14 protein-coding genes are annotated in these 21,391 nt (G+C 53.7%); 2 read left to right on the plus strand and 12 right to left on the minus strand.

Features of this window, described 5'->3' with window-relative positions; genetic code table 11:
- Positions 1 to 19 precede the first annotated feature (19 nt).
- Both PL263_RS10700 and PL263_RS10705 read right to left on the minus strand, forming a co-directional pair.
- Entirely contained in the window at positions 20 to 9,307 is a 9,288-nt protein-coding gene (locus tag PL263_RS10700) for a PKD domain-containing protein (RefSeq protein WP_278209423.1), read from the minus strand.
- 172 nt (positions 9,308 to 9,479) lie between these two features.
- Complete coding sequence (locus PL263_RS10705) at positions 9,480 to 10,139, minus strand: hypothetical protein (RefSeq protein ID WP_278209424.1); 660 nt, start codon at positions 10,137 to 10,139, stop codon at positions 9,480 to 9,482.
- Positions 10,140 to 10,418: 279 nt separating this feature from the next.
- Here PL263_RS10705 and PL263_RS10710 point away from each other — a divergent pair, with 279 nt between their 5' ends.
- Positions 10,419 to 10,568 (plus strand): hypothetical protein, encoded by a 150-nt coding sequence (locus tag PL263_RS10710; RefSeq protein ID WP_278209425.1) that lies wholly within the window; start codon positions 10,419 to 10,421, stop codon positions 10,566 to 10,568.
- 36 nt (positions 10,569 to 10,604) lie between these two features.
- On the opposite strand, the gene PL263_RS10715 is transcribed toward PL263_RS10710, so the two are convergent.
- The 10 genes from PL263_RS10715 to PL263_RS10760 form a co-directional block, all read right to left on the minus strand.
- On the minus strand, positions 10,605 to 12,422 hold the full coding sequence (locus PL263_RS10715) for an ABC transporter ATP-binding protein (protein ID WP_278209426.1): 1,818 nt from the start codon (positions 12,420 to 12,422) through the stop codon (positions 10,605 to 10,607).
- A 194-nt stretch (positions 12,423 to 12,616) separates the two neighbouring features.
- Positions 12,617 to 12,958 (minus strand): flagellar protein FliT, encoded by a 342-nt coding sequence (gene fliT, locus PL263_RS10720; protein ID WP_278209427.1) that lies wholly within the window; start codon positions 12,956 to 12,958, stop codon positions 12,617 to 12,619.
- Positions 12,945 to 13,334, minus strand: coding sequence for a flagellar export chaperone FliS (fliS, locus tag PL263_RS10725; RefSeq protein WP_064026060.1), 390 nt, complete (start codon positions 13,332 to 13,334; stop codon positions 12,945 to 12,947). Before fliS ends, fliT begins: the two co-directional genes overlap by 14 nt.
- A 12-nt stretch (positions 13,335 to 13,346) precedes the next feature.
- Complete coding sequence (gene fliD, locus PL263_RS10730) at positions 13,347 to 14,741, minus strand: flagellar filament capping protein FliD (protein ID WP_140914041.1); 1,395 nt, start codon at positions 14,739 to 14,741, stop codon at positions 13,347 to 13,349.
- 18 nt (positions 14,742 to 14,759) lie between these two features.
- Positions 14,760 to 15,203 carry a flagellar protein FlaG gene (locus PL263_RS10735; RefSeq protein WP_278209428.1) on the minus strand — a complete coding sequence of 148 codons (444 nt, stop codon included), beginning with the start codon at positions 15,201 to 15,203 and terminating at the stop codon, positions 14,760 to 14,762.
- Between the two features lie 63 nt (positions 15,204 to 15,266).
- The gene (locus PL263_RS10740; protein ID WP_278209429.1) at positions 15,267 to 16,118 is read right to left on the minus strand and encodes a flagellin; all 852 of its coding nucleotides are present in this window, start codon (positions 16,116 to 16,118) and stop codon (positions 15,267 to 15,269) included.
- A gap of 134 nt (positions 16,119 to 16,252) precedes the next feature.
- Complete coding sequence (locus tag PL263_RS10745) at positions 16,253 to 17,305, minus strand: nucleotidyltransferase family protein (protein ID WP_278209430.1); 1,053 nt, start codon at positions 17,303 to 17,305, stop codon at positions 16,253 to 16,255.
- 2 nt (positions 17,306 to 17,307) lie between these two features.
- The gene (locus PL263_RS10750) at positions 17,308 to 17,946 is read right to left on the minus strand and encodes an acetyltransferase (protein WP_278209431.1); all 639 of its coding nucleotides are present in this window, start codon (positions 17,944 to 17,946) and stop codon (positions 17,308 to 17,310) included.
- Positions 17,943 to 19,031 carry an N-acetylneuraminate synthase gene (gene neuB, locus PL263_RS10755; RefSeq protein WP_278209432.1) on the minus strand — a complete coding sequence of 363 codons (1,089 nt, stop codon included), beginning with the start codon at positions 19,029 to 19,031 and terminating at the stop codon, positions 17,943 to 17,945. Before neuB ends, PL263_RS10750 begins: the two co-directional genes overlap by 4 nt.
- Positions 19,032 to 19,147: 116 nt before the next feature.
- Positions 19,148 to 19,915, minus strand: a complete 768-nt coding sequence (locus PL263_RS10760; RefSeq protein WP_278209433.1) for a hypothetical protein — start codon at positions 19,913 to 19,915, stop codon at positions 19,148 to 19,150.
- Positions 19,916 to 20,248: 333 nt separating this feature from the next.
- Here PL263_RS10760 and fba point away from each other — a divergent pair, with 333 nt between their 5' ends.
- Entirely contained in the window at positions 20,249 to 21,250 is a 1,002-nt protein-coding gene (fba, locus tag PL263_RS10765; protein WP_278209434.1) for a class II fructose-bisphosphate aldolase, read from the plus strand.
- Positions 21,251 to 21,391 lie beyond the last annotated feature (141 nt).

A 21,391-nucleotide genomic window follows, 5' to 3' on the forward strand; every position in this document is an offset into this window, starting at 1 on the left:
CCAAGCCTCGGATTTTGGCTTACCTCGCCACACCCCCAAACACTTTCGTGGCATAGGTAAACTTCACGGTAGATGCATAAACAAACTGCACATCCACCGAAATAGCGTCGCCCGGTTTTAACAACTGGTTCGGCACTTCCAGGTAGGTTCTGCCGGTTTCATCGATCTTGGCACCCACCACTACAACATTTGCACCGCCCAGGTCAAACATCAAGCGGATTGGCGCTTTCACATCCAACGACGAGGCGTTACGCAACGTAAGGGTCGCGCTACTGGTCATTTTCCGGGTGACCCGATCCAGCGTCGATTTCAATGCCGACGAGGTTACCGGAATCAAGTCGCTAACTTCTTGGTAACGCAGAGCCGGCAACGCTTTGACCAGCACGTTATCGGTCGCGCTGTCCTGCCCATCCGATACGCTCAGTTGCAGTACGTAATCACCCAGCACATCGGGTATGAACAACGCTTTGGCAAGGTCGGCCGGATCGGTTTGGATCGCCGCATCGGTCAAATGGCTGCCTGACGGGATCGATACCAAGTGCCATGCGTAAGTTAATGGCTGCGGCCAGGTATCGTTATCGCGACTGCCGGAAGCATTGAGTGGCGCAACCTTGCCCAACTCAATCGCCGAATCCACACCCGCATCAGCGACCGGCGGCAAATTGGTCCTAGTTACATGCACAACCGTACTGTTTTCGGCGGCATCCTTACCGTCAAACACCCGCAAGGTGAAGCCGTAGTCGCCTATCGTATCGGCACTCATCGTGGCTTTAGCCTGATTCGCGTTCAGCAATGTCACGTGCGTGCTTTGCGAAGCATCGTTCAAGCGCCAAGCGTATTGCAAACTGCCGGGACCGCCATCCGGATCGACCGATTGACTGCCATCCAGCAATGTCTGCGTATTGATCTCGACGGTTTGATCCAGGCCCGCATTCGCATTGGGTGGAACATTGGCCTTCGCCGCGACAATATCGACAGTATCCGGCTCGCTATCCAGTTGTCCGTCGGAGACGATCAACTCGACACGATACAATCCAGCCACATCCGGGGTGAATTGCGCATTCGGCGAACCATTATGTAAAAGGTCACTGTCCTGCAACCCGCTACTGTCCGGCACGCTGACAAAACGCCAACGATAGTCGGACAACAGATTGCCATCCGGATCGCTGGAGGCCGTGCCGTCCAAGGTCACTAATTCACTAGTCGCCACGTTCTTATCAGTACCGGCGTTGGCAATCGGTGCCTGATTATCCGTGCCGTTGACAGTCAGTTGCAGTGTAACGGTCTTGCGTATCGTCGAATCCGTCGTCGAAACTATCTCGACTTTTACCGTACCGGTTTCGCGTTTGCTATCGCTCACCGTCAACGACAAACTGCCCGCCGCCAAGCCTGGCAACCGGAACAAGGCAATTTGTTGCGTCGGGTTGCCATCCAATCCCTGCAAACTGGCTTGTATGGAACCGGTTTTAGCAACGATAGTTGCCGAATAACTGTCCTCGATGTTGCCGGTATTTTGCACCGTAATCGCGAAATCAGCCGAGCCCGGATCGGCAAGCGATTTACTCGCCGGATTAGCCGAAGCGTCCAATGCTTTCCGTTCCGCAACTGCAACCGACGTTTCAGCAACGGCCTTCACAGCGTTATTGGCCTGCGAAGTCGCTTGACCAAACAAAGCCAAATTGCCCGGTAACGACCAGCTCAAGTCACCAAACGCAATCGCAATGTCTTGGTAGCTACCTGGGAACAAATCGACCAGACTTGACGCTAGCGTGGCGGAAACAGATGCCGCGCCGCCCAGGGTCAAATCGAAAATATCCTGCACACTGCCGGTGTTGGTCACCCGTAACAACAACGAACTATTGCCGGAATCGCTGTTCGGCAAAAACACCACCGAAACGCCGCGTTCGGAAACATTCAACTGCCCCACGGCCGAACGGTTGACTTGCGCATTGCTGTTGGACAGCGCGGAGACCAATACGGCATAGTTTCCGGGTGTGGTGCCGACCGGCGGAGTCACAGTTAAGCGCACATCGCGGAAATTACTCAGACCCGGTGAAAGCGTCACCGCCGATTCACTAAACACACCGCTAAAGCCCTCGGGCAAATCCGCCGCCAATGTATAAGTGTCTTCCACATTGCCGGCGTTGAACAACCGTACGGTGTAGGTTGCGAACGTACCCTGTCCCGCCGATTGGCTGGGTGGTGTCAGCCGCAAATCCAACGCTTGATTATCCAGCACCGTATCGCCGACCGCCGGTGCCTCGCTGACGGCAATATTACCCAGCGCAAAGTCCTTGACGCCCGCCGTCGAAACCGCGTTAACGGTAAAGCCCAATTCACCGGCGCCGGTATTCGCCGGCAGGTTGACGGTTAAGGTCACGGCTCCGGTCGCGCCGGCCGCAATATCAACTGACTCCGGCAAGGTATAACTACCGTCCGGTAGGCCAGTAATCGACAAGGCGAACTGATCCGGCTGATTGAGCAAGTTTTGCACACTGACATTAAAACTCACGGACTGGCCGGCAACCGCCGAGCGACTGGCTGGCGACAGCTTCAAGATATGCTGCGCAGCCACCAACAACGGCGGCAAATTCAAATGGCCGTTGCCGCCGACACTAGCGTAATCCACCGTCGTACCCCGGCTAATCTCGCGGACTTCGCCCGGCTGCATGCCAGTCAGTTGCGAACTCAGACTAAACAAAATGCCGTTATCGGAATTCAATAACGCATCCCAGTGCAGTTTGGACTCGTCACTGCTAGTCGTTGCGGAAGACACCGCCGGATTGAAGCTAGCTGATTGCGGAACGGTATTGCCGCTCGCGACAGCCCGATGATCAACTCCCAAAGTCACCGACGCCAGATTCTCGAATATCGTTGGCAGTGCGATTTGCACCCAGGTCGTAGACGCCAACCGCTGCGAAAGTCCATTAGGCGCTTTCCATGAACCATCATTCAATTGGGACTGCATCAAATACTCAGCCCCGGCAACGATAGCCGGATCACTACTATTCTGCGAACGTAACAGCAAGGCTTCCAAAGCATGCGCCGATGGCAAGGCTTGAGGCAAGCCGCCGTCATCTTCGCTCCAACTACCATCATTGTGTTGAATATTACGCAGATGCTGCGCGGCTGCTTCGATACGCTCCAACGCCGCCGTTAAATCAATACCGTTTAAATAAGGCAATGCAGCGTTTAAACCGATGATCGTTTGTGCCGTCGTACGCGTGCTACGCGCGAATGGCCAATTCGCAGAGGAAAGCGTATTCGCAGCCTTTGTAATGGCACCACGGTAATTTTCAGCGCGATCCGCCACCCGATACCCAATCTTAACTCCAGTGACATCCACAAATTGACTATCAAGGGATGGGTTGGGATCAGTGGTCACCTCGATCTTGAATTTTTTGAGCTGATGATTAGGGTAGAACTCCGTAATCCGTAAACTATCGATGCTAACTGGATCAGCAAATCGCCATACGCCGCTTGCGGGTTCATTACGGCTATCCCTAGGGAAGTATGCCCATCCGTTTTCCTCTTTGTTTTTTACGCCATCGATGGAATCGGCAATCGGATAATTGGACTGCTCGAAATTGGCAGACGCCCCGTTGAACGCCACGCCTAAATGGCCACTAAAGGCCTCCAACTCGTTGAGCACAAAATTACCGTTACCCGCGTATGTGTCGCTTATGGTGACGCGAACCCCGGTAACATTTTTTGTGGCATCAAAACTTATATCAATAGACGGACCTCGATTGTCGTTAATGACAATCTCCGCGCCATTAACCGAGAATTCATCGGGTAGAAATTCTACAATCGAATGTCCCGCCATCAATTCCAAAGCTTTCGCCATTGAAGTTATGTTATTGGCGGTAAGCCCAGCAGCCGGGGCGCCATCGGTATAAATTAAATCAGAGCGTCCATCACCTGTATCAGTCCAAGTCCCATCATCGTTACGCTTAGTCAGCAACCAATCGAGTGCCTGCACGAACCGAGCAGACATTAGATCGAAATAGCTTGGTTCAAACTTGGCTACTGCCCAGGCCCACAGGCTGGTCTGTGATACGCCGATACGGTTAACGTCAAAACCAACCCAACCGAGTTCCTTGTTTTGCCAAGCTCGATAACCTTTGAAAAACTCTTGCTGCAGGTTACGGTCAAATGGCAATTCTGGCAGTTTTTTATGCGATATATCCAAGCCAGAAGACGCTTGAGCCTGCACATGGCAACCAAAACAATCGTAATTGGAGTTTTCCGTCCAGTTATTCCAAGCCGCCACATCGGCCTGCTCCCATAACACGCTACGTGTCATCGCATCCCGTATTCGCACTGGCAATGAATCGTTCGGACCGGAAACCTGCTTGATTTCAAAGGTTTCCTCGCCCCGGTTATCACCGGGATTAGTATCGTAAACCCAGAAATAAACGTCGGTTTCCGCCGGCACATAAAGCTTGAACCGATGCGTCCCTACCGCATTTTCGACATCGGTATCGGATGCATACCAAAGCACCGGATCAGCCTGATAGCTTTTTAAGGGCATTGATGCACGGACACCGTACGACCAGGCTTTACCGTTATTGCCGCTATCATCGGAATACCAGGAGATAGCCCCGCTCTGCCGGGTAACTTCGTAAATCCCGGCATTCAAACGCACTTTTTTGCCGTTCTTATAATCCGGTCCGGCGTTGTCCACACCGGTTAACGTTACCGTTCGAGGGGCCATCGGTTGAGCCGACGCGTCGCCTATCGCTTGAATTTCGTCGTATAAATAAAATGTCGATCCGTCTCGGCTATCGAACAATCCGCTGATTTTCAGATAACGTAAATCGGTCGCCGGGAAGGTCAAATGTTGCAGGCCTCGGAATTCGCCTGCCGATTTATCGGCAACGGTAAAGAACGTTTGACCATCCAGCGAACCCTCCACTTTATAGCGGCCAAACCGATCGTCACCATCCCAGATATGAAACTGCAAGGTATCGATGGAACGGGTTTGCCCCAAATCCAACAGGAAACTGCCCGCTGGCGACGCATTCCAGTTCACGCCAATCCAATTGCTTTGCGGATCGCCGTTTTGCAATTCGTCAATCAAATTGCCGATGGTGCCGTTGATGTTACCGGGATTATTGACGGAAATACTCGCCCCTTGTCGCGCCGCCGCCCAATTGATCCGACCCAAACTTGGATCGGTAGGCGCCAAGCCGATGCTGCCGCCCAAGCCGGTGACCGCCGGAGTCACTTGCAGCGAGGTGTTGACCAGACTGCTACCCGGCGGCACGACGACGGGACTCGCGGACACCACCGCCTTCACCGGCGCGCCAACCGACAAACTGCCCTCGCCCTGACCGCCGGGGATCGGCCGATTGGCGGCATCGGTCAGAATTAACTGCAGGCTGTACTGGCCTTCCGCCCAACCTTGCGTGCTCAGCACATCCAAATCCAAGCTGACCGCATTGCCGCTACCGGCAATCGTCACTGGAATCGGCGTGGCGCTTTGATACACGGTTTGATCGTTGGCATCCTTGACCGTCAGGCTGGCCTTGGCGTTGATGTCGATGCCGGCGGTATTGGCTACCACGGCTTGCGCCCGTGTCGTACCGTTAACGGCCACAAACGGCGGCGTGCCGCTAACCGACATGACGTTCACCGAGGCATTGGCACTGATCAGCAAGCCGCTGGCTTTCACTGTTTTGGCAAAGCCATCGACACTGGCAACCGCTTGGTAACCAAAGCGTCCGCTATTGGCCGGCGTCAAGGTAATCGGCACGCTCGTGGTTTCGCCGGCCGCCAAACTCAGGGTGTCGATATCGGCTGCAGCCGCCAAGCCGTTCGGCAAATTCGCCAACGCCAGATGCAGATTCGCCGGCTTTTTACCCTTGTTCTTCAAGGTCAGGTTTGCGGTCACCGAACTACCGGGTTGAGTGACGCTGGCACTTGGCGCAATCGCTGCCACCACGCCCAAGGCGCTGGCTTCCGCCAAACTTTCGAACAACGGCGGCAGCAGGGTTTGGATGCCAGCCAGATTACAGCTTTGCGCCAAACTGCGCAAACCGCTGACCTCCGACGCATAGCCCGCCAACAGCGCATCGCCGGCCACCAATTTACTCAGGTTATCCACCTGCAACTTGGCCCGCTCGCAATAACTGGTGTTAGTCGGCGTTGCCGCCCATTGTTCCAAAGTGGTTTGCAAATCGGACAACACACCCGGCAATTGGGTATTGCTGCCGTCCTGTGCTTGCTGTATGGCGTTGTCGATGGTTACGCCTTGGGCAGAGCGCAGGTTGACGCGTAAGGTGGCGCTACGCTGGCTGGGTTGCGGTGCGCCGGTCAGATCGGCGTTGATCACCAGATCCAGGCTTTGGCCGATGCTCAAGCCGGCATCGGTTTGCACCGTGACCGGGAAGCTTTTGGTTTCGCCGGCTGCCAGGGTAACGGATACCGGTAGCCCGGACAGTTGTACGCCGTTCGGTAATTGGGCTTGCAAAGTTAACTGCTCGGCAACGTTGCCGCTGGAGGTGATACTTAAAGTAGCCGTTCCAGTTTCGCCCGGCTTCACGCTGACAGCAGAACGATCCAAAGTTAATGAGGCCTCATGCAAATCAGGAATCTCAACCTGTGCCTGGCCGGTACTTTTCACGCCAGGATTTCTGGTACTGATCACGTCCAGTTTAAACGGAACTGTTGTACCGGCTGGTGGCACGGTGGAGCTTTCCGGTTTGATACAGACACCCACTTCGGCGGTGTGGCCGGCAGGAATGGTGACTTCAGGGATACTGCTTTGAGCTTTATAACCGGCGGGTACGTTAGAAAATGCCAGTTTGAAGGTATCGGTTGACGGACCGGTATTTTGGATTTGGGCTTTAAAAACAGAAGGAATCTCAGCACCGTGTACAGGAACTGTGAATAACGTATCTGACGGTAATTTGACTGATATTCCGGCTTGTGCATTTGGAAGGACAGTCGCCGGAACTGGTGCCAAGTCGCTGGAAAGAAATGAAAAAACTTGAGGATCGAACGGCAGATTTCGATTAATCCAATCAAACCCAATTTTCACCCCTTCTTTGAAACCCTTGACAAACGCCTCAACAAATCCTTTTGGGGCTTTAGGGGTCTTCTTAAGATAGCCTAGTGCCTTAGCAAGTTGATCCATGGTTTTTTTCGTTTCGACTTTCGCTTGTTTCACTATAGAAGCAAGCTGATCGGTTCCATTGTTGTTCACGCCATCAAGAAGCTTTCCAATAAACACTAACTGTGTGCTAGAAAACCCATGCATTGCACCAATGAATTTAGCTATTTCCTTTACTCCCGGACTGTTAAGAATTAAAGCATACTCACCTGCGGCGAAATGACTACCATCTTCGTTAACACTAATTACATGCCCAGTAACTTTATCTACCTCCAACCATGCAATTAAATCTTTTCCTCCGACGTTAACCATTTTTTCCGGGGTAAATACAACTTTATTGTTTTTGACTGCGTTACTTATCCGCGATTTTGCTTTACTCGACAAGTTCAAAGCATCTAAGTCCATTTGGGAAGAGGACTCAATGACTGTAAGGGAGTTGTCCAATTGCAAATTCTCGATTACTTTCGAAAATAAATCGACCTCCAGCCCGTATAGGGACTTCAAAATAGAACCTTCAAGGGTGCTTTCTATCAGCCCCCTGGCAATTTCAAAACTATTTCGAAGTGAGGCTATTTGCCCCGGAAAAGGCAAAGCCTCTAAAGTATTTTTAAGCAAATCTATTTCTGCTTTTAGAGTGTTATTTTCAATTTTAAACTTGGACACAATCAAGCGAGGTGTCGGGTAAAATGCTTTCGTCAAATAACCTTGTTGCAATTGTTCCAGGGCTTTATCTGAGGCCAATGTAAATGTAATACCAACAGTCTCGCTCTGCACCACAGCCATATTCCGGCTAATTGAAACAGCTTCGTTTTGAATTTGCTTTTGTGCGTCGGTCTCTGGGCCGGTGATTGGGATTTTATCGAGCATTGGTTTAATACTGTTAAATCGATTCTGCAGATTACTCAAGCGCTCAAACTGAGCCTGCATCACCAAACTATTCTGCAGCCCAGGCAGAATGTTGACAGTTGCGACATCGTTTTCAGTGATGCTGGGGCCACCATCAATAGTTCCACCAACAGTTACTTTTTCTCCATTTTCCCTCGCCACAATCCCGACTCGATCTAACAATTCGTACCCATAAAGCTCAGCATTGCCTTGAGCATTAAAAACTTCATATTCAACAAACAACCCTGAAAGAATTTGGCTACCCAAGATACCGCCGAAAAGCGAGAATGTTTCCTGATAATCTTCCCCCCGAATCATTTCGTCATCAGCAATATTAGAGTCACCCTGACCGACCAATAAATAAGGTGAATAATTATGACTTTGCCCCCAAAAGTTTGCGGAACTGTTGACGAAATGACCAATCGACAGGGGTTTACCAACCAATTCCACCGATGTGAAGGTGTGTTCCAAAACCGCTTTGGTATCCCTATCGTTTGGACCACCGAGCGGCGCATCATATTCCCGTTTTAAACGCACGGTGACTTTGTGCCGAAGATCATCCGGCACTTGGTTGAAACGCTCAACCGCTGTGATAGCAGGTGTGCCAATTTCCAATTCTGTAAAACTGGGGTCTGCCGTTTCAAACCCTGCCCCAAACTCAACCCAATAATGCTCACGAGCTTCCGCCAGTAAATCGGCATTTTTGTCTGGTTCAGCACGCAGGGCGTTTTCATCAGGGCAACCCACCACGTTCAACGGCATTTTGAACATCGAATTGATGATTTGTTTGGCCTTATCGTCCGGCAAAGTTGCTGCTGCATATCGAGCCGGAATATTGGAAGCCCGCAAGAGCGCAATCATCAAACTGGCTTTATCCAGCGCATTACCGGCCTTGCTCCACAAGGTGCCGCGCGCGCCGCGCAACGAGCCTTTGTAAACTTCGTTGCCGATTTCATCGCGAACGAAAGCGAAGATCAGCGCCGGGTCATGATTCAATTCAGTGGCTTTTTGGGTGATGTAGGGATCGGTAGTATTGGCTTCCACCGTGGAGCCCAGATAATCGTCCGGCGCCAATTGCGGCGGAAATACCGGTGCGGCCTTGGTGACAGCGGTTGGCGTCGATGGGCTTGGACTGCTGGCTGGTGTGGCTGGCGTGGTATCGGCTGCTGCTTCGTTAAACCCTACCGGCCATCGAAAACCGTTGGGGCCGTAACCGAAACTGGCCGGGTTGACGGTCTGAAAGTAAAAACTGATCAGTACCAGTCTGCAAATGGTTTTAAAGGTAAACGATTCTTGCCAGCCCATCTGATTTTCCTTTCCCATGCTCCACGGGATATTTGAGATTTTTATTATTCGCTAATTGGTTTTACGGCATTGGGTTCTTGCATTTGCGCTTTGTCGGCAGGTGTAAAATAATCCGACAGTACCGATCAAAAAAATCGGGCCAATAAGCCCGATTCTTTAAATTACGTGTTATTCAAGCCTTCTCTAGCCGGCTGCGGCTAAAACGATAGGCCGGCAAGCCAATCAACCATAACAGCAAGCTGGCCGGCTCCGGCACCGTGCTCGTCGGTGCGGAAGAAATCACCACGTTATCGATCAACACCTGGCTGTCGCCGTCGGTGGCATTGAGATTGAACAGTTCGAAAGTGGGTATCGCGAAGCCATAACTGTTGTTGAACAGTATCGAGAAATGAAACCAGTCGCCGCCCAGTGCGCTAGCGCTGATCGCGCCGTTGTTATTGGCAACACCGCTGTAATCCAGATCAAACAAAGCCAAGGCATTATCAAAAATACCGTTGGCAAGATCGAATTGGTTAAGGTCGTTAGCAAAGTACAGCGAGGCGAAAAATGCGTCCGGAAAGTTGCCGTTGGGTATGTCTCTCGATAGCAGATTCAGCGCGTCAAACTCCAGCGTGTATTGGCCGCTAGCCAGCGCCACGCCTTGGAAAAGACTGCTGTCGCCACCCTGATTGTCGGTTAATTGTGCGGCTTGAGCTACCGACCCTACCGGCCCGGAAGTAACCCAGCTATCCAGATTGCTGGAAAAGTCGCCGTTAAGCGGTGCCGCGAGGGAAAGTTGAGTGGAAAGAGCGAAAAGACTGACTGCAAAGCTGATTTTGGTGAAAAGTGTCATAAAGATTCCGTATCGAACACTGAGTGGTAAGTTGATGTCATGTCTAACAAGCAACATCCGTGCTCAATTGAAAAATTTAACGATTCTTCAATAGCCACTCTAAGGCCTGAAATGCCTCACTTTCAAAGCTTTGTAAAAAAACCGGACAGATACAAATCAAATTATTGAACTTTCATTTAACAAGTTGAGACGCGCGAATTTGCCCCATCACCTCGCGGCTGACTGACCGCACGTTTTTACCGTATTTTTGCAATATCAACGGCACCCAATAACGTGGAGATGAAACAATTCCCCGGCCTGAAGTCGGAAACCTGGCTGAGCGGGATCAACAACCGGACCGTCGACGGCAATCTGTCGGTCAAATTGTTCGATGGCGAAATCACCCGTGAAGCCAACATCGGCATGAATTCGCCGTATTACCCGACATAAGCGAGCCAGGGGCTCGGCCGGACGAAGCAAAATCGGCTAATACACTTCCTCCGGCAAGAAGCCGCCGGCCTGCATGGTCCACAACCGGTAATAACAGCCTCGCTTGTCGAGCAATTCCTGGTGGCTGCCGTCTTCGACGATCCGGCCCTGGTCGAATACCAGTATCCGGTCCAGATGGGCGATGGTGGACAAGCGATGAGCAATGGCGATGACGGTTTTGCGGCCCATGACCCGGTCCAGATTTTCCTGGATGGTTTTTTCGGTGACCGAGTCCAGACTGGAAGTGGCTTCGTCCAGAATCAGAATCGGCGCGTCTTTCAACATGACCCGGGCGATGGCGATGCGCTGGCGCTGGCCGCCGGACAATTTGACGCCGCGCTCGCCGACCAGGGATTCGTAACCTTCCGGCATCGCATCGATAAAAGCGTCGGCATGGGCCAGGCGCGCGGCTTCGGCAATCTCGGCCATCTCCGCGTCCAGGCGGCCGTAGCCGATGTTCTCGCGCAAGCTGCGGTGGAACAGGCTGGGGTCTTGCGGTATTAAGCTGACCTGTTCGTGCAACGAATCTTGCGTGGCTTGCAGAATATCCTGGCCGTCGATCAATATTTGCCCGCTTTGCGGCTCGAAATGGCGCAGGATCAGGTTGACGAAGGTGGATTTGCCGGAGCCGGAAAAGCCGACCAAGCCGACCCGCTGGCCCGGTTCTATGGTTAGACTCAAACCTTGAAACACCGGCCGGCCGGGTTCGTAGCAAAAATCGACGTTCTTGAATTCGATCCGGCCGCGACCGATCTTTAACGGTTTGGCGTCGGCACTGTCGACGATCTCGTGGCGCTTGACGATGGTCTCAACCCCATTGGCGACGTTGCCGACGTACTCGAAGAACTCGAGAAAACGCCGGCTCAGGTTACGAGCATCGCCGATGACCAACAGCGCCAGCCCGGTACTCATCGCAAACGCGCCGACGCTGATTTCGCCGGCTTGCCATAGTTGCAAGGCATAGCCGATCGTGCCGATTTTCAGCACGGCCGCTGCGCTGAATTGAAACCAGCGTACCCGTTCCATATACCAGAAGGTGCGGCGCGCACTTTTCAGTTCGGTCGCCAGGAATTCGTCCAGATAGTCGCGCTCGTGGTGCAAGCGGGCGAACAATTTGGCGTTCAGAATATTGGTTACCGCATCGACGATTTTGCCGTTGACCATGCTGCGGGTGGCGGCGAATTCCTGGGCGTAGGGCTGACAGCGCGTCGCCAGCCAGTAAGAAACCAGCACATAGCCGGCGACCCAACCGGCAACGAACAGGCCCAGACCTTGATGCTCTTGCAGCAATAGCGCTACGGAAACCGAAAAGGTCACGGCAATCGGCCAGAAATCGCAGATCACGGCCCAGGTGGTATGGTTGACGCTCATCGCCGTTTCGCTGATGCGATGCGCCAGCGCACCGGCGAAGTGGTTACCGAAATAGCGCGGCGCGTGGTATTGCAGATAAGCAAACAGCAGGCGGGTAGTTCTCTGGCGCAAGCGCGGCCCCATCATGATTAGCACCGCACCGCTGGCCCGACTGGAGACGATCTCCGCGACATTCAAGCCTACCAGGATCAGCAACGGTTGTTTGAAGGTTTCCAGCCAATCGCCAACCGGCAGGGTCTGCGCTGCGACCGCATCCATCAAGGCCTTGATCGCGTACGGCACCAGAATGCTGCCGGCGGCCTGGCCGGTTTCCAATACCAGCATCAACAGCAACAGCCAGCCGAAAGGCCGCAAGCAAAACAATACGAATCGCCACGGCCGGCAAGGCAATGGTGGTGCCTCCGCTGCGCGGCGGATATCCTGATCTCTGGTGGAATTGGGCATCAAAAAAATCGGTTCGAGAAAGCGGTTCCGCATTATAGCGGATTGGCGGAGGCGGCAATTTCGGCGGCTTCGCCGGAGGCCGGCAGATGAGAGGAAGGGAGTGCCGGTGTTGCTCCGGCTGCGCCGGAAAGTTGGTTTTGACGCTCAGTGCTTAAACAGCGTTACGCGCAGTAGCCGGCGAAAAATGGCGGATATCAGGTGTTTTTGTAAGCCTGGGTGGCGCGGATCCCGCGCTCCAGCGATTGCTGTTGTTTTGCCATCGCCGATTTGTCGGCTTCGACCTTACTCAAAAATCCGGCATCGTCGGCTAATGTCGACAGGGCAACTTGCTTAACCCATTCCCGACGCTCAGCGGGTATTTGCTGGCCGGCAATGCGTTCCAGATAAGACTGCCTGGACGCCAAAATAGCGGGAAGCTCGTCCCATTCGGCGTCGGCCAGGCATTGTTCAATCCGGCGCTTGAAATCCAGCAGTACCAACTCATAGTTATCGAGCTCAAGGCTAAGTTCAGGAGTTACCGGCTCAACCAATGGCATCCCACGCCTCTTTGATGTCTTTCATCAACGACGCCACTTCATCCAGAATCTGTTCGCTGTTCTCGCCGCTGGCTTGTAACAAACGCAGGTTAATGTAGTTATACAGCTGATTCAGATTGGCGGCGATGTCTCCGCCTTGTTCGATATCGACGGCCTCATTCAAGCCGCCGATGATACCCATGGCTTTGGAGATATAAACGCTCTTGGCTTCCAAATCGCCGTGAGCGATCGCACCTTTTGCGGAGTTGATTCTGGCTAGAAAGCCTTCCATCAACATTTGTATCAGCCGATGCGGTGACTCTTCGCCTAAGCCGCTAGAGGTATGTACATCTGCGTACTGCCTTGCACCGTTTCGAGTTTTCGCCATTGCGTACATATTAATCCCCTATTACAACGAGTTAATCCAATTCGTCAGAAAACTACCCGTATTCTTAAATTGTCCGACCGCACTATCCATTGCGATAAATTGTTTCTGTAAAGCCGCCTGCACCCGCTCGAACCTGACATTGACGTCGTCTTTCCGGTCGTCCAGTTTGGAAATGGTTTTGTTCAACGACGTTTGCTGGCTGTCTATCGAGCCACCGGATTGCAACAACCCGGACAGCTTTGAAGCCAATCGAGTCGCGACGCCGTCGGTAGACGAAAACACATCGCTAACAGACTGAAAATTGGCGGCCAATGCGGTTTTTAATTTGGAACTGTCCAAGGACATCACGCCGTCCTTGTTGACGGAAACCCCGATCATCGCCAAGGAATTGTAGTCCCCACTGGCGGAGGATACAGTTCCGGACGTGTTCTGCCGAATCTGGGTTGCAACATAACGCAAGGTCGAATCGCCGATCAATGCGCCGTTGCCGCTACCGTCGCTACTACCGCCGTATTTGCCGAGGTTTTTTACCGTGCTATTCAATTTGTTGTAGGCGGTGACGAAGGCATTGATGCTATTCGCTATCGCATCGTTATCGACGCCGACGTTGATAGTCACCGGCTTGTTCGCCTCGGTTTGCGCGGCCAGATTCAACGTCACACCGGGCAATACATCGGTAATGCTATTACTGCTTCTGGTCGCGGTTTGGCCATCGATTGAAATCACGGCGTCCTGCGCGACAGTTTTGATATCCAGGTTGGCGGAAGATAGTTGCGCCAGACTGACGTTACCGCCGATATTGCCATCATCGGTACCACTTACGGTGAAGCCGCTGGCGGTACCCGTGTTTTTTGCGGTTAATACCAATTTGGACACGGTACCAGTATGGGTCGCATTATCGACATTGACGATACTGGCCGAAACAAAAGTATTGCCGTCGGCTTTGTTGATCGCATCGCGCAGTTTTTCCAAGGTATTGTTACTGCTGTCGACCGTAATATTGAAGCTGTCGCCCGAGGTCGCCGAGAACGATAGCGTGCCCGAGTTCAAAGCACTCGTCACTCCGGCAAACTCGACGTTGGCGACGGCTTTCTGCGCCTTGGCCAGCTGCGTGATTTCCAGCGCATAAGTTCCGCTAGCGGCAAACGCGTCCGCCGTAATTTTGAGTTTGGACTCGTCCGAAGACGAGCTGGTATGCGCACGAAAGGCACTACCGTCTTTCAAGGCATTGATTGCCGTTTGAAAGTCGGATAGTGCGCTTTTTAATGTCCCCAAGCCGCTCAGCCTGGCGCTGGCGGTATCTCGTTGCCGTTGAATCGCATTCAACTGCGGTTGAGTCTCCGCCCTAGCCAGTTGCGAGACCAGCCCTTGAATATCGATACCGCTGCCGAGACCCGTAGAAGACACTATGCCCATGACACCCTCCCAAACCGACTAAGCTCGGTCCTGAATCACCGAACCCTGATCGCCTTCCAGTTCCTGCATCCGCTTGATAAAAGCCAACATTTCTTCGGATGGAATTTGCCGCACCAATTCTCCACTTTCGCTATCGACGATCTTGACCACAACTTCTTTGGTATCGGAGTCGATTTTGAACTGCAAATTGCGTTGAGTCGCTTGCAGTATGGAATTTCCCTCTTTTGCGGCTTGCCGGACTACCTCCAGCGGCGGCTTTTGATCGGCTTTGTCTTTTTTCTCGTTTCCAGCCAAAGCGGTTACCACGCCTTGTTTGTCTTGAGATAAAGCGGCGACATTGCTGCCGCCCTGATCGTTTGTCGCCTTCGCGTTTTGCGGTAGTACTTTACCCGTCTCTTGCTTATCGGTTTTTACGGTAGTCACAGGAACCAGTTTCAACACATTTGTAATTTCACTGTTCATGACATTAACCCTTGTTAAGTAAACATGATGGAAGGCCGCGGTTAAGCAGCCTTCCTACTAACCTTATCTAAGCAAGCTGAGCACCGTTTGCGATGACTGGTTGGCTTGCGCCAGCATCGCCGTACCGGCTTGTTGCAGAATTTGGGTCCGACTCAGGTTAGAAGTTTCGGTTGCGAAATCGGCATCCATAATTCTAGACCGTGCGGCGCTTTGGTTTTCGATCGAAGACTGCAAATTGCCGATAGTCGTGGTAAAGCGGTTTTGGATAGCACCCAAAGTCGAGCGGAAAGTATCGATCTTTTTGATCGCGTTATCAATGGCGTCGATCGCATCCCTGGTATCGCCGGAAGCGGCGCCGGAACCGATAGAAACCGCACCGGTACTGAACAACGATTGTATACCCGAAGCGGCGGCCAAATCACTGACGTTGATCGAAATTTGGTTATTGGCCGAAGTTCCGGCACCCACTTGGAAATTGACGTTAGCCAATGAACCGTTCAACACTTTTTTACCGTTGAACTCGGTGTTCTTAATGATACGGCCAATCTCATCGCCCAACTGTTTGAATTCGGTCTGCAACTTTTCCCGATCGCTAGAGCTTACCGCACCGAAGTTGGAAGCCTGTACCGCCAAGTCCCGCATCCGTTGCATGGTTTCGGTGATGGAACCCATTGCGCTCTCTGCCGTTTGCGCCATCGAAATACCATCGTTGGCGTTCCGAATTGCAACTGTCATACCTCTAATTTGCGAGGTCATACCGTCGCTGATCGCCAAGCCCGCAGCGTCGTCTTTGGCAGAGTTAACCCGCAAACCGGAGGATAATCTCTCCATGGAGGTTTTCAGCGAGCTAGTGGTATTGTTCAATAACCGTTGGCTGGTTAATGAAGCTACGTTGGTGTTGATGACCATTGACATGATGTTATCCTCCTAGTACGTCCGGCTACGTGAGCGGAAACGACTGATGTTGGTTAAGTGACTGAAGAAAAATGATTCATTTCGAACTCGAAGGATGTATCGGCGTCGTTTTGAATTCCTTTAACCTCGCACTTTCAAAAATACTGGGCAAATTCGCCTTGGGCGCGTAAAAAGTCGGCTTCGCGGCCGATGTCCAACCAGTAGTCATTGACCGCAAACATAGACACCGTCTCGCCTAGAGCGATTTGCTGATTAAAAAGGGTCGGCATATCCAGCTTTTTCTGCTCGGCAATGCTCTTCACCAAACTGTGATCTAACACATAAATTCCCGCGTTCGCCAAACAGCTCTGCAGCGGCTTTTCCTCAATGCCGACGATGCGTTGCTGTTCGGCCGAGACCACGCCGTACGGTATTTGGTACTCGTACTGCCGGACGCACATCGTCGCGATCGCCTGCTGTTCGTTGTGGTAAGCCAGCAAACGGGAAAAATCGATTTGCGTCAGAATGTCGCCGTTCATCACGATCAGCGGCACATCCGGCAACTCGTCCGGCAATAAGCCGATCGCACCGGCAGTCCCCATCGGCTCGGCTTCGTCGATATAACTGATCGAAATCCCCCAGCGGCCGCCGTCACCGAAATAGTTTTTGATTTGGTCGGCCTTGTAGTGCACCGCGATGAAAAACTGGCGGAAACCGGATTTCACAAAGTTCTCAATGATGGTTTGCAAAATAGGCTTGCCGCCGATCTCCAACAACGGCTTCGGGCAATCGTCGGTGTAAGGCCGCAAGCGCTTACCAAAACCGCCGGCCATCAGAAATACCGGGTTCGGAAACGACGGTTGTTTATACAGCGCTTGTAGCGACTCCAGCCGCATCACCCTGCCCTGATCGTCGACCACCGGCAATTGATAGAGATGATGCCCTTCCATCATCGCAATCAACTGAGTTTTACTGTCGTGCAAACTCGCGACCTTAGGCCGCTTGTTCATCACATCGACCACCGGGTGTTCCAACGACAAACCGCGAATCAGCGCCCGACGGATATCGCCGTCGGTGACGACCCCGACCAATTTTTCCAGGTCGTCCACCACCAACGCAATTTGCAACGCGCCGCGGTCGATCACTTCTATGGTCGTCCGCAGGCTCGCTTCGGGCCTGATCAATACTTGCTGCCAATGCTGCTTCATGTCTATAAATCCTGAATCTGAGAACGAGCCGGATACACGATCTGGCGCGCGCCGATGTCCTTGGTGACAACGCTGCCGGCGCCGACGATACTGCCGCTGCCGATACGTATACCCTGAATCACCACCGCCCCGGTACCAATATGCGTACCATCGCCGATTTCAACGCCCCCGCTAAGCACCGCCCCCGGTGCAATGTGGACGTGACGGCCGATCCGGCACTCGTGGTCAACAATTGCTCCGCTGTTGACGATACAGTTCTCAGCAATTAACGCGCCAACTTGTATCACAGCACCGGCCATGACCTGCACCCCGGCTGCCAGACGCACTTGCCCGGCCACAAACGCCGCCGGGTCCAACACGCTTTGGAAGCGGTAGCCGGCGGCGCTAAAGTCGTCGAACAAGGTGCTGCGCATCCGGTTGTCGTGCGGTAAGGAACCGATACCATTGACCAGCAACACTTGATCCGGCTCGAAGCCGCGTACCGCCTCGTCTCCGCCCAGAACTCGGCAGCCCAGCCATTCGCTGCCCGGCAGCCGCGCCGGATCGGTCACGCCAACGATTTCGAAACCGCAGCGTTGCAACATGCCCAACAACACCTTGGCATGGCCGCCGCTCCCCAGCAATATCACCGGCTTTTTCATTGCGGCTCCCGCCCGCTGGCAATCAAATCGTCGACCTGATAGCTTTGTGGACTGACAACGCCTAAAAGCCGCCAATATTCCATCGGGCTTAAGCCGGTACCGGGACGCTTGCACGCCAAATTTTCGACACTAAACGCATCGCCGGCGGCGATAACCTCGGCCGCGACCAGACTTTTTCGAGCGACATCGCGAGTTTTCAACTCAACCGGTTGCGGTACTTTCAGCGGCGAGCCAAGCGCATGCTCCACTACTCTGACGGCTTCGACCATTTGTTTCAGCTCGTCCGGCTCCAAGGAGACTTGATGATCCGGCCCTTTCAAGCTGCGGTCCAACGTGAAATGTTTCTCGATTAACACCGCACCGCGGGCCGCGGCAGCGATCGGCACCGCCAATCCCTCGGTATGATCCGAGTACCCGGCCGGTAAGCCGAAAGCCTGGGCCAGCGTATCCATGGCCCGCAAATGCGCGTGCTCCGGCGGCGTCGGATATTCGCTGGTGCAATGTAGCAAGGTAACTTTTTGCCGCAACACGCTTTGGCCTTGCGCCGAAGCGTAAGCCTCGCGAAACCGGGCCAGACCGGGCTGGCTCCACCCGAGATAGCCGAAGGCCAAAACCCCCAACGCAGTCTCCACTTCCCCCATCGTCGCCATACCGGTGGAAACAATAATGTCCTTGCCGGTTTCGGCATGGGCCAGTAAGAACGGGCCGTTGGTAATTTCTCCGGACGGAATTTTGAGTCTGGTCACACCGACTTCGTCGACCAAAAACCGCAAACTGTCGATATCGAAGGCGGTAGACAGAAATTCGATAGCGCGACTGCGGCAGTAATCGCGCAAGAGGAGGTGAAACTCGTACTTCAACTCCAACTTGCGCAGCATATCGAGTTGGCTTTCCGAAGCATCGGTCGTATGTTTTTGGTAATCGGCCTTGGCTGCAGTCTGCGTTACCAATTTTTCGGCCTTGAAGGTCTGGAATTTTACCGCATCGGCTCCTGCCGCCGCCGCCACATCGACAAGTCGCATCGCGGTTTCCAGATCTCCGTTATGATTAACTCCCGCCTCGGCGATGATAAAAACCCGGCTCATGCCTTGCTTGACTCCCCGGCCGTTTCCGGCCACGACTGACTAAAACCATAAGGTTAGTCCAATCGGCAATGGCCGGTGCCTTAAAAGCGAAGTTGGCAGCCTGAAAATCGGCAGGATCAACCCCGAAATCGCCGCCGCGGCCGATACCCCAACAGACCCGCTATGCCGACGCCGAACAACCAAGCGGCAGCGGGCAATGGCACCGGCGCGGTACATTGCGCGTCGTCGCCATTGACACAGACACTGACCGACCCGGTATTGTCATGAAAGATATCGTCGTTAAAACCGAATTGAATATAGCTAACGCCGACCGGGACGGTAAACGCGACGCCGCTTACCGGCGTGGGATTGCCGTTGTCGTCAACCACCGTACCCAGACTGAACAGCTCAACAATATTGCCGGCGTCATCGGTGAGCGCACCGAGCAAGGCTTGCAAGAACACACCGTAAGAGGCGGGGTTCGCTGGATTTTGCGCCACGCCCCATTCGCCGGGCAGGTAGAAACTCGGTAACACCTGCCCGCTCGATCCCGGCTGGTCGTCTTTATACGAATTGCCCACATAGCCGCTGTTATCCACCGCCGGTACCCCGCCGATGGCGCTGGTAAGACCGCTTCTATACCCGATGAACACGGCATCACCCGCCCCGATGCCAATATCCGCCAATTTAAGCCGCGACGGTGCCGTATAGTCGGGCGAAGCCGGACTGCCGTCAGCGCCGAGACCGTAACGGTAGCTGTCGTTCAATCCCCCCGCCTCCCACATCCACGGCCCTGCGGTGGCTGCAACATTCACTACTTGGTACGACGCGCTCGCCGGTGCCGCGACCGTTGCCAGCAACCCTATCAGCAAACAGGGAAAGATACCGCGCTTAGCTTGTTTCATAGTCACACTCCTAAATTGATGATTCCATGCCAGTAGCCTAAGTTTAGGCGGAATCCGGATTTCGAACGCTTAGGCATAACCTGCAAATCGGTATCCGCCCGCTTGCATCCGAATCGCGACCACAGTATATCCCCGGCTCTGCTCAAACATCACCACTAAGTTGACAGCGGTTTCCCTGGCTATTCTTAATTGTAGAAGCCGCCTGCCACCCCCTTCGCTACCAAGCCCGCCCGGCAAAACGTGTAAAATCCAAGTATTATCAACCTGCGGCGGCCCAACCCGCGCCGAAGCAACACGATCAATCTTTCCGCTCCATCGAACTAAAAATCCATTATGGCCCTGGTTTCACTCAGACAACTGCTCGACTACGCAGCCGAGCACAATTTCGCAGTACCCGCCTTCAACATCAGCAACATGGAACAAGTGCAGGCCATCATGCAGGCCGCCGACGCTTGCGACAGCCCGGTGATCATGCAGGGCTCGGCCGGCGCCAACCGCTATGCCGGCGAAATTTTCCTGCGCCACTTGATCCAGGCTGCCGTTGAGCAATATCCGCATATTCCGGTGGTGATGCACCGCGATCATGCGCCGAGTCCGGCACTTTGCGCGCAAGCGATCCAAAACGGCTTTAGCTCGGTGATGATGGACGGCTCGTTACTGGAGGATATGAAAACCCCGGCGTCGTTCGACTACAACGTCGAAGTCACCCGTAAAGTGGTCGACATGGCCCATGCCTGCGGCGTGTCGGTGGAAGGCGAGATCGGCTGTCTGGGTTCGCTGGAAGCCGATACCGACCACAGCCGGCTGCTGACCGACCCCGACGAAGCCGCTCAGTTCGTCGAACTGACGCGAGTCGATGCATTGGCCGTTGCCATCGGCACCAGCCACGGCGCTTACAAATTCAGCAAGCCGCCCACCGGCGAGGTGTTGGTGATCAACCGCTTAAAAGAATTGCAGCAACGCCTGCCCAACATGCATTTCGTCATGCACGGCTCCAGTTCCGTGCCGCAGGAATGGCTGGCAGTCATCAACGCCCACGGCGGCGAGATTCGGCAAACCTATGGCGTGCCGGTTGCCGAAATCGTCGAAGGCATCAAGTACGGCGTACGTAAGGTCAACATCGACACCGACCTGCGCATGGCCTCGACCGGCGCCATGCGCCGCTTTCTGGCCCAGCCTGACAATGTCGCCGAATTGGATGCGCGCAAGACTTTCGCGGCGGCCAGAGATGCGATGCAAAAGCTCTGTCAAGAGCGCTACCAAGCCTTCGGCTCGGCCGGCCACGCCGGCAAGATCAAACCGTTGCCATTAAGTGCAATGGCCCAGCGTTACTGAGCAGAGACCGGCCGCTTGGATGCGGCACAGGCAAAATTCAGATAGTCGAACAGTTCCCGAGCATTCGGATCGCTGATCCGATCGCTACCGAACTTGGGCATCACGCCCTATTTACCTCCCGACATGCGCGGATCGCGGCAG

This window comes from Methylomonas sp. EFPC3, from assembly GCF_029643245.1.
GTDB lineage: Bacteria > Pseudomonadota > Gammaproteobacteria > Methylococcales > Methylomonadaceae > Methylomonas > Methylomonas koyamae_B.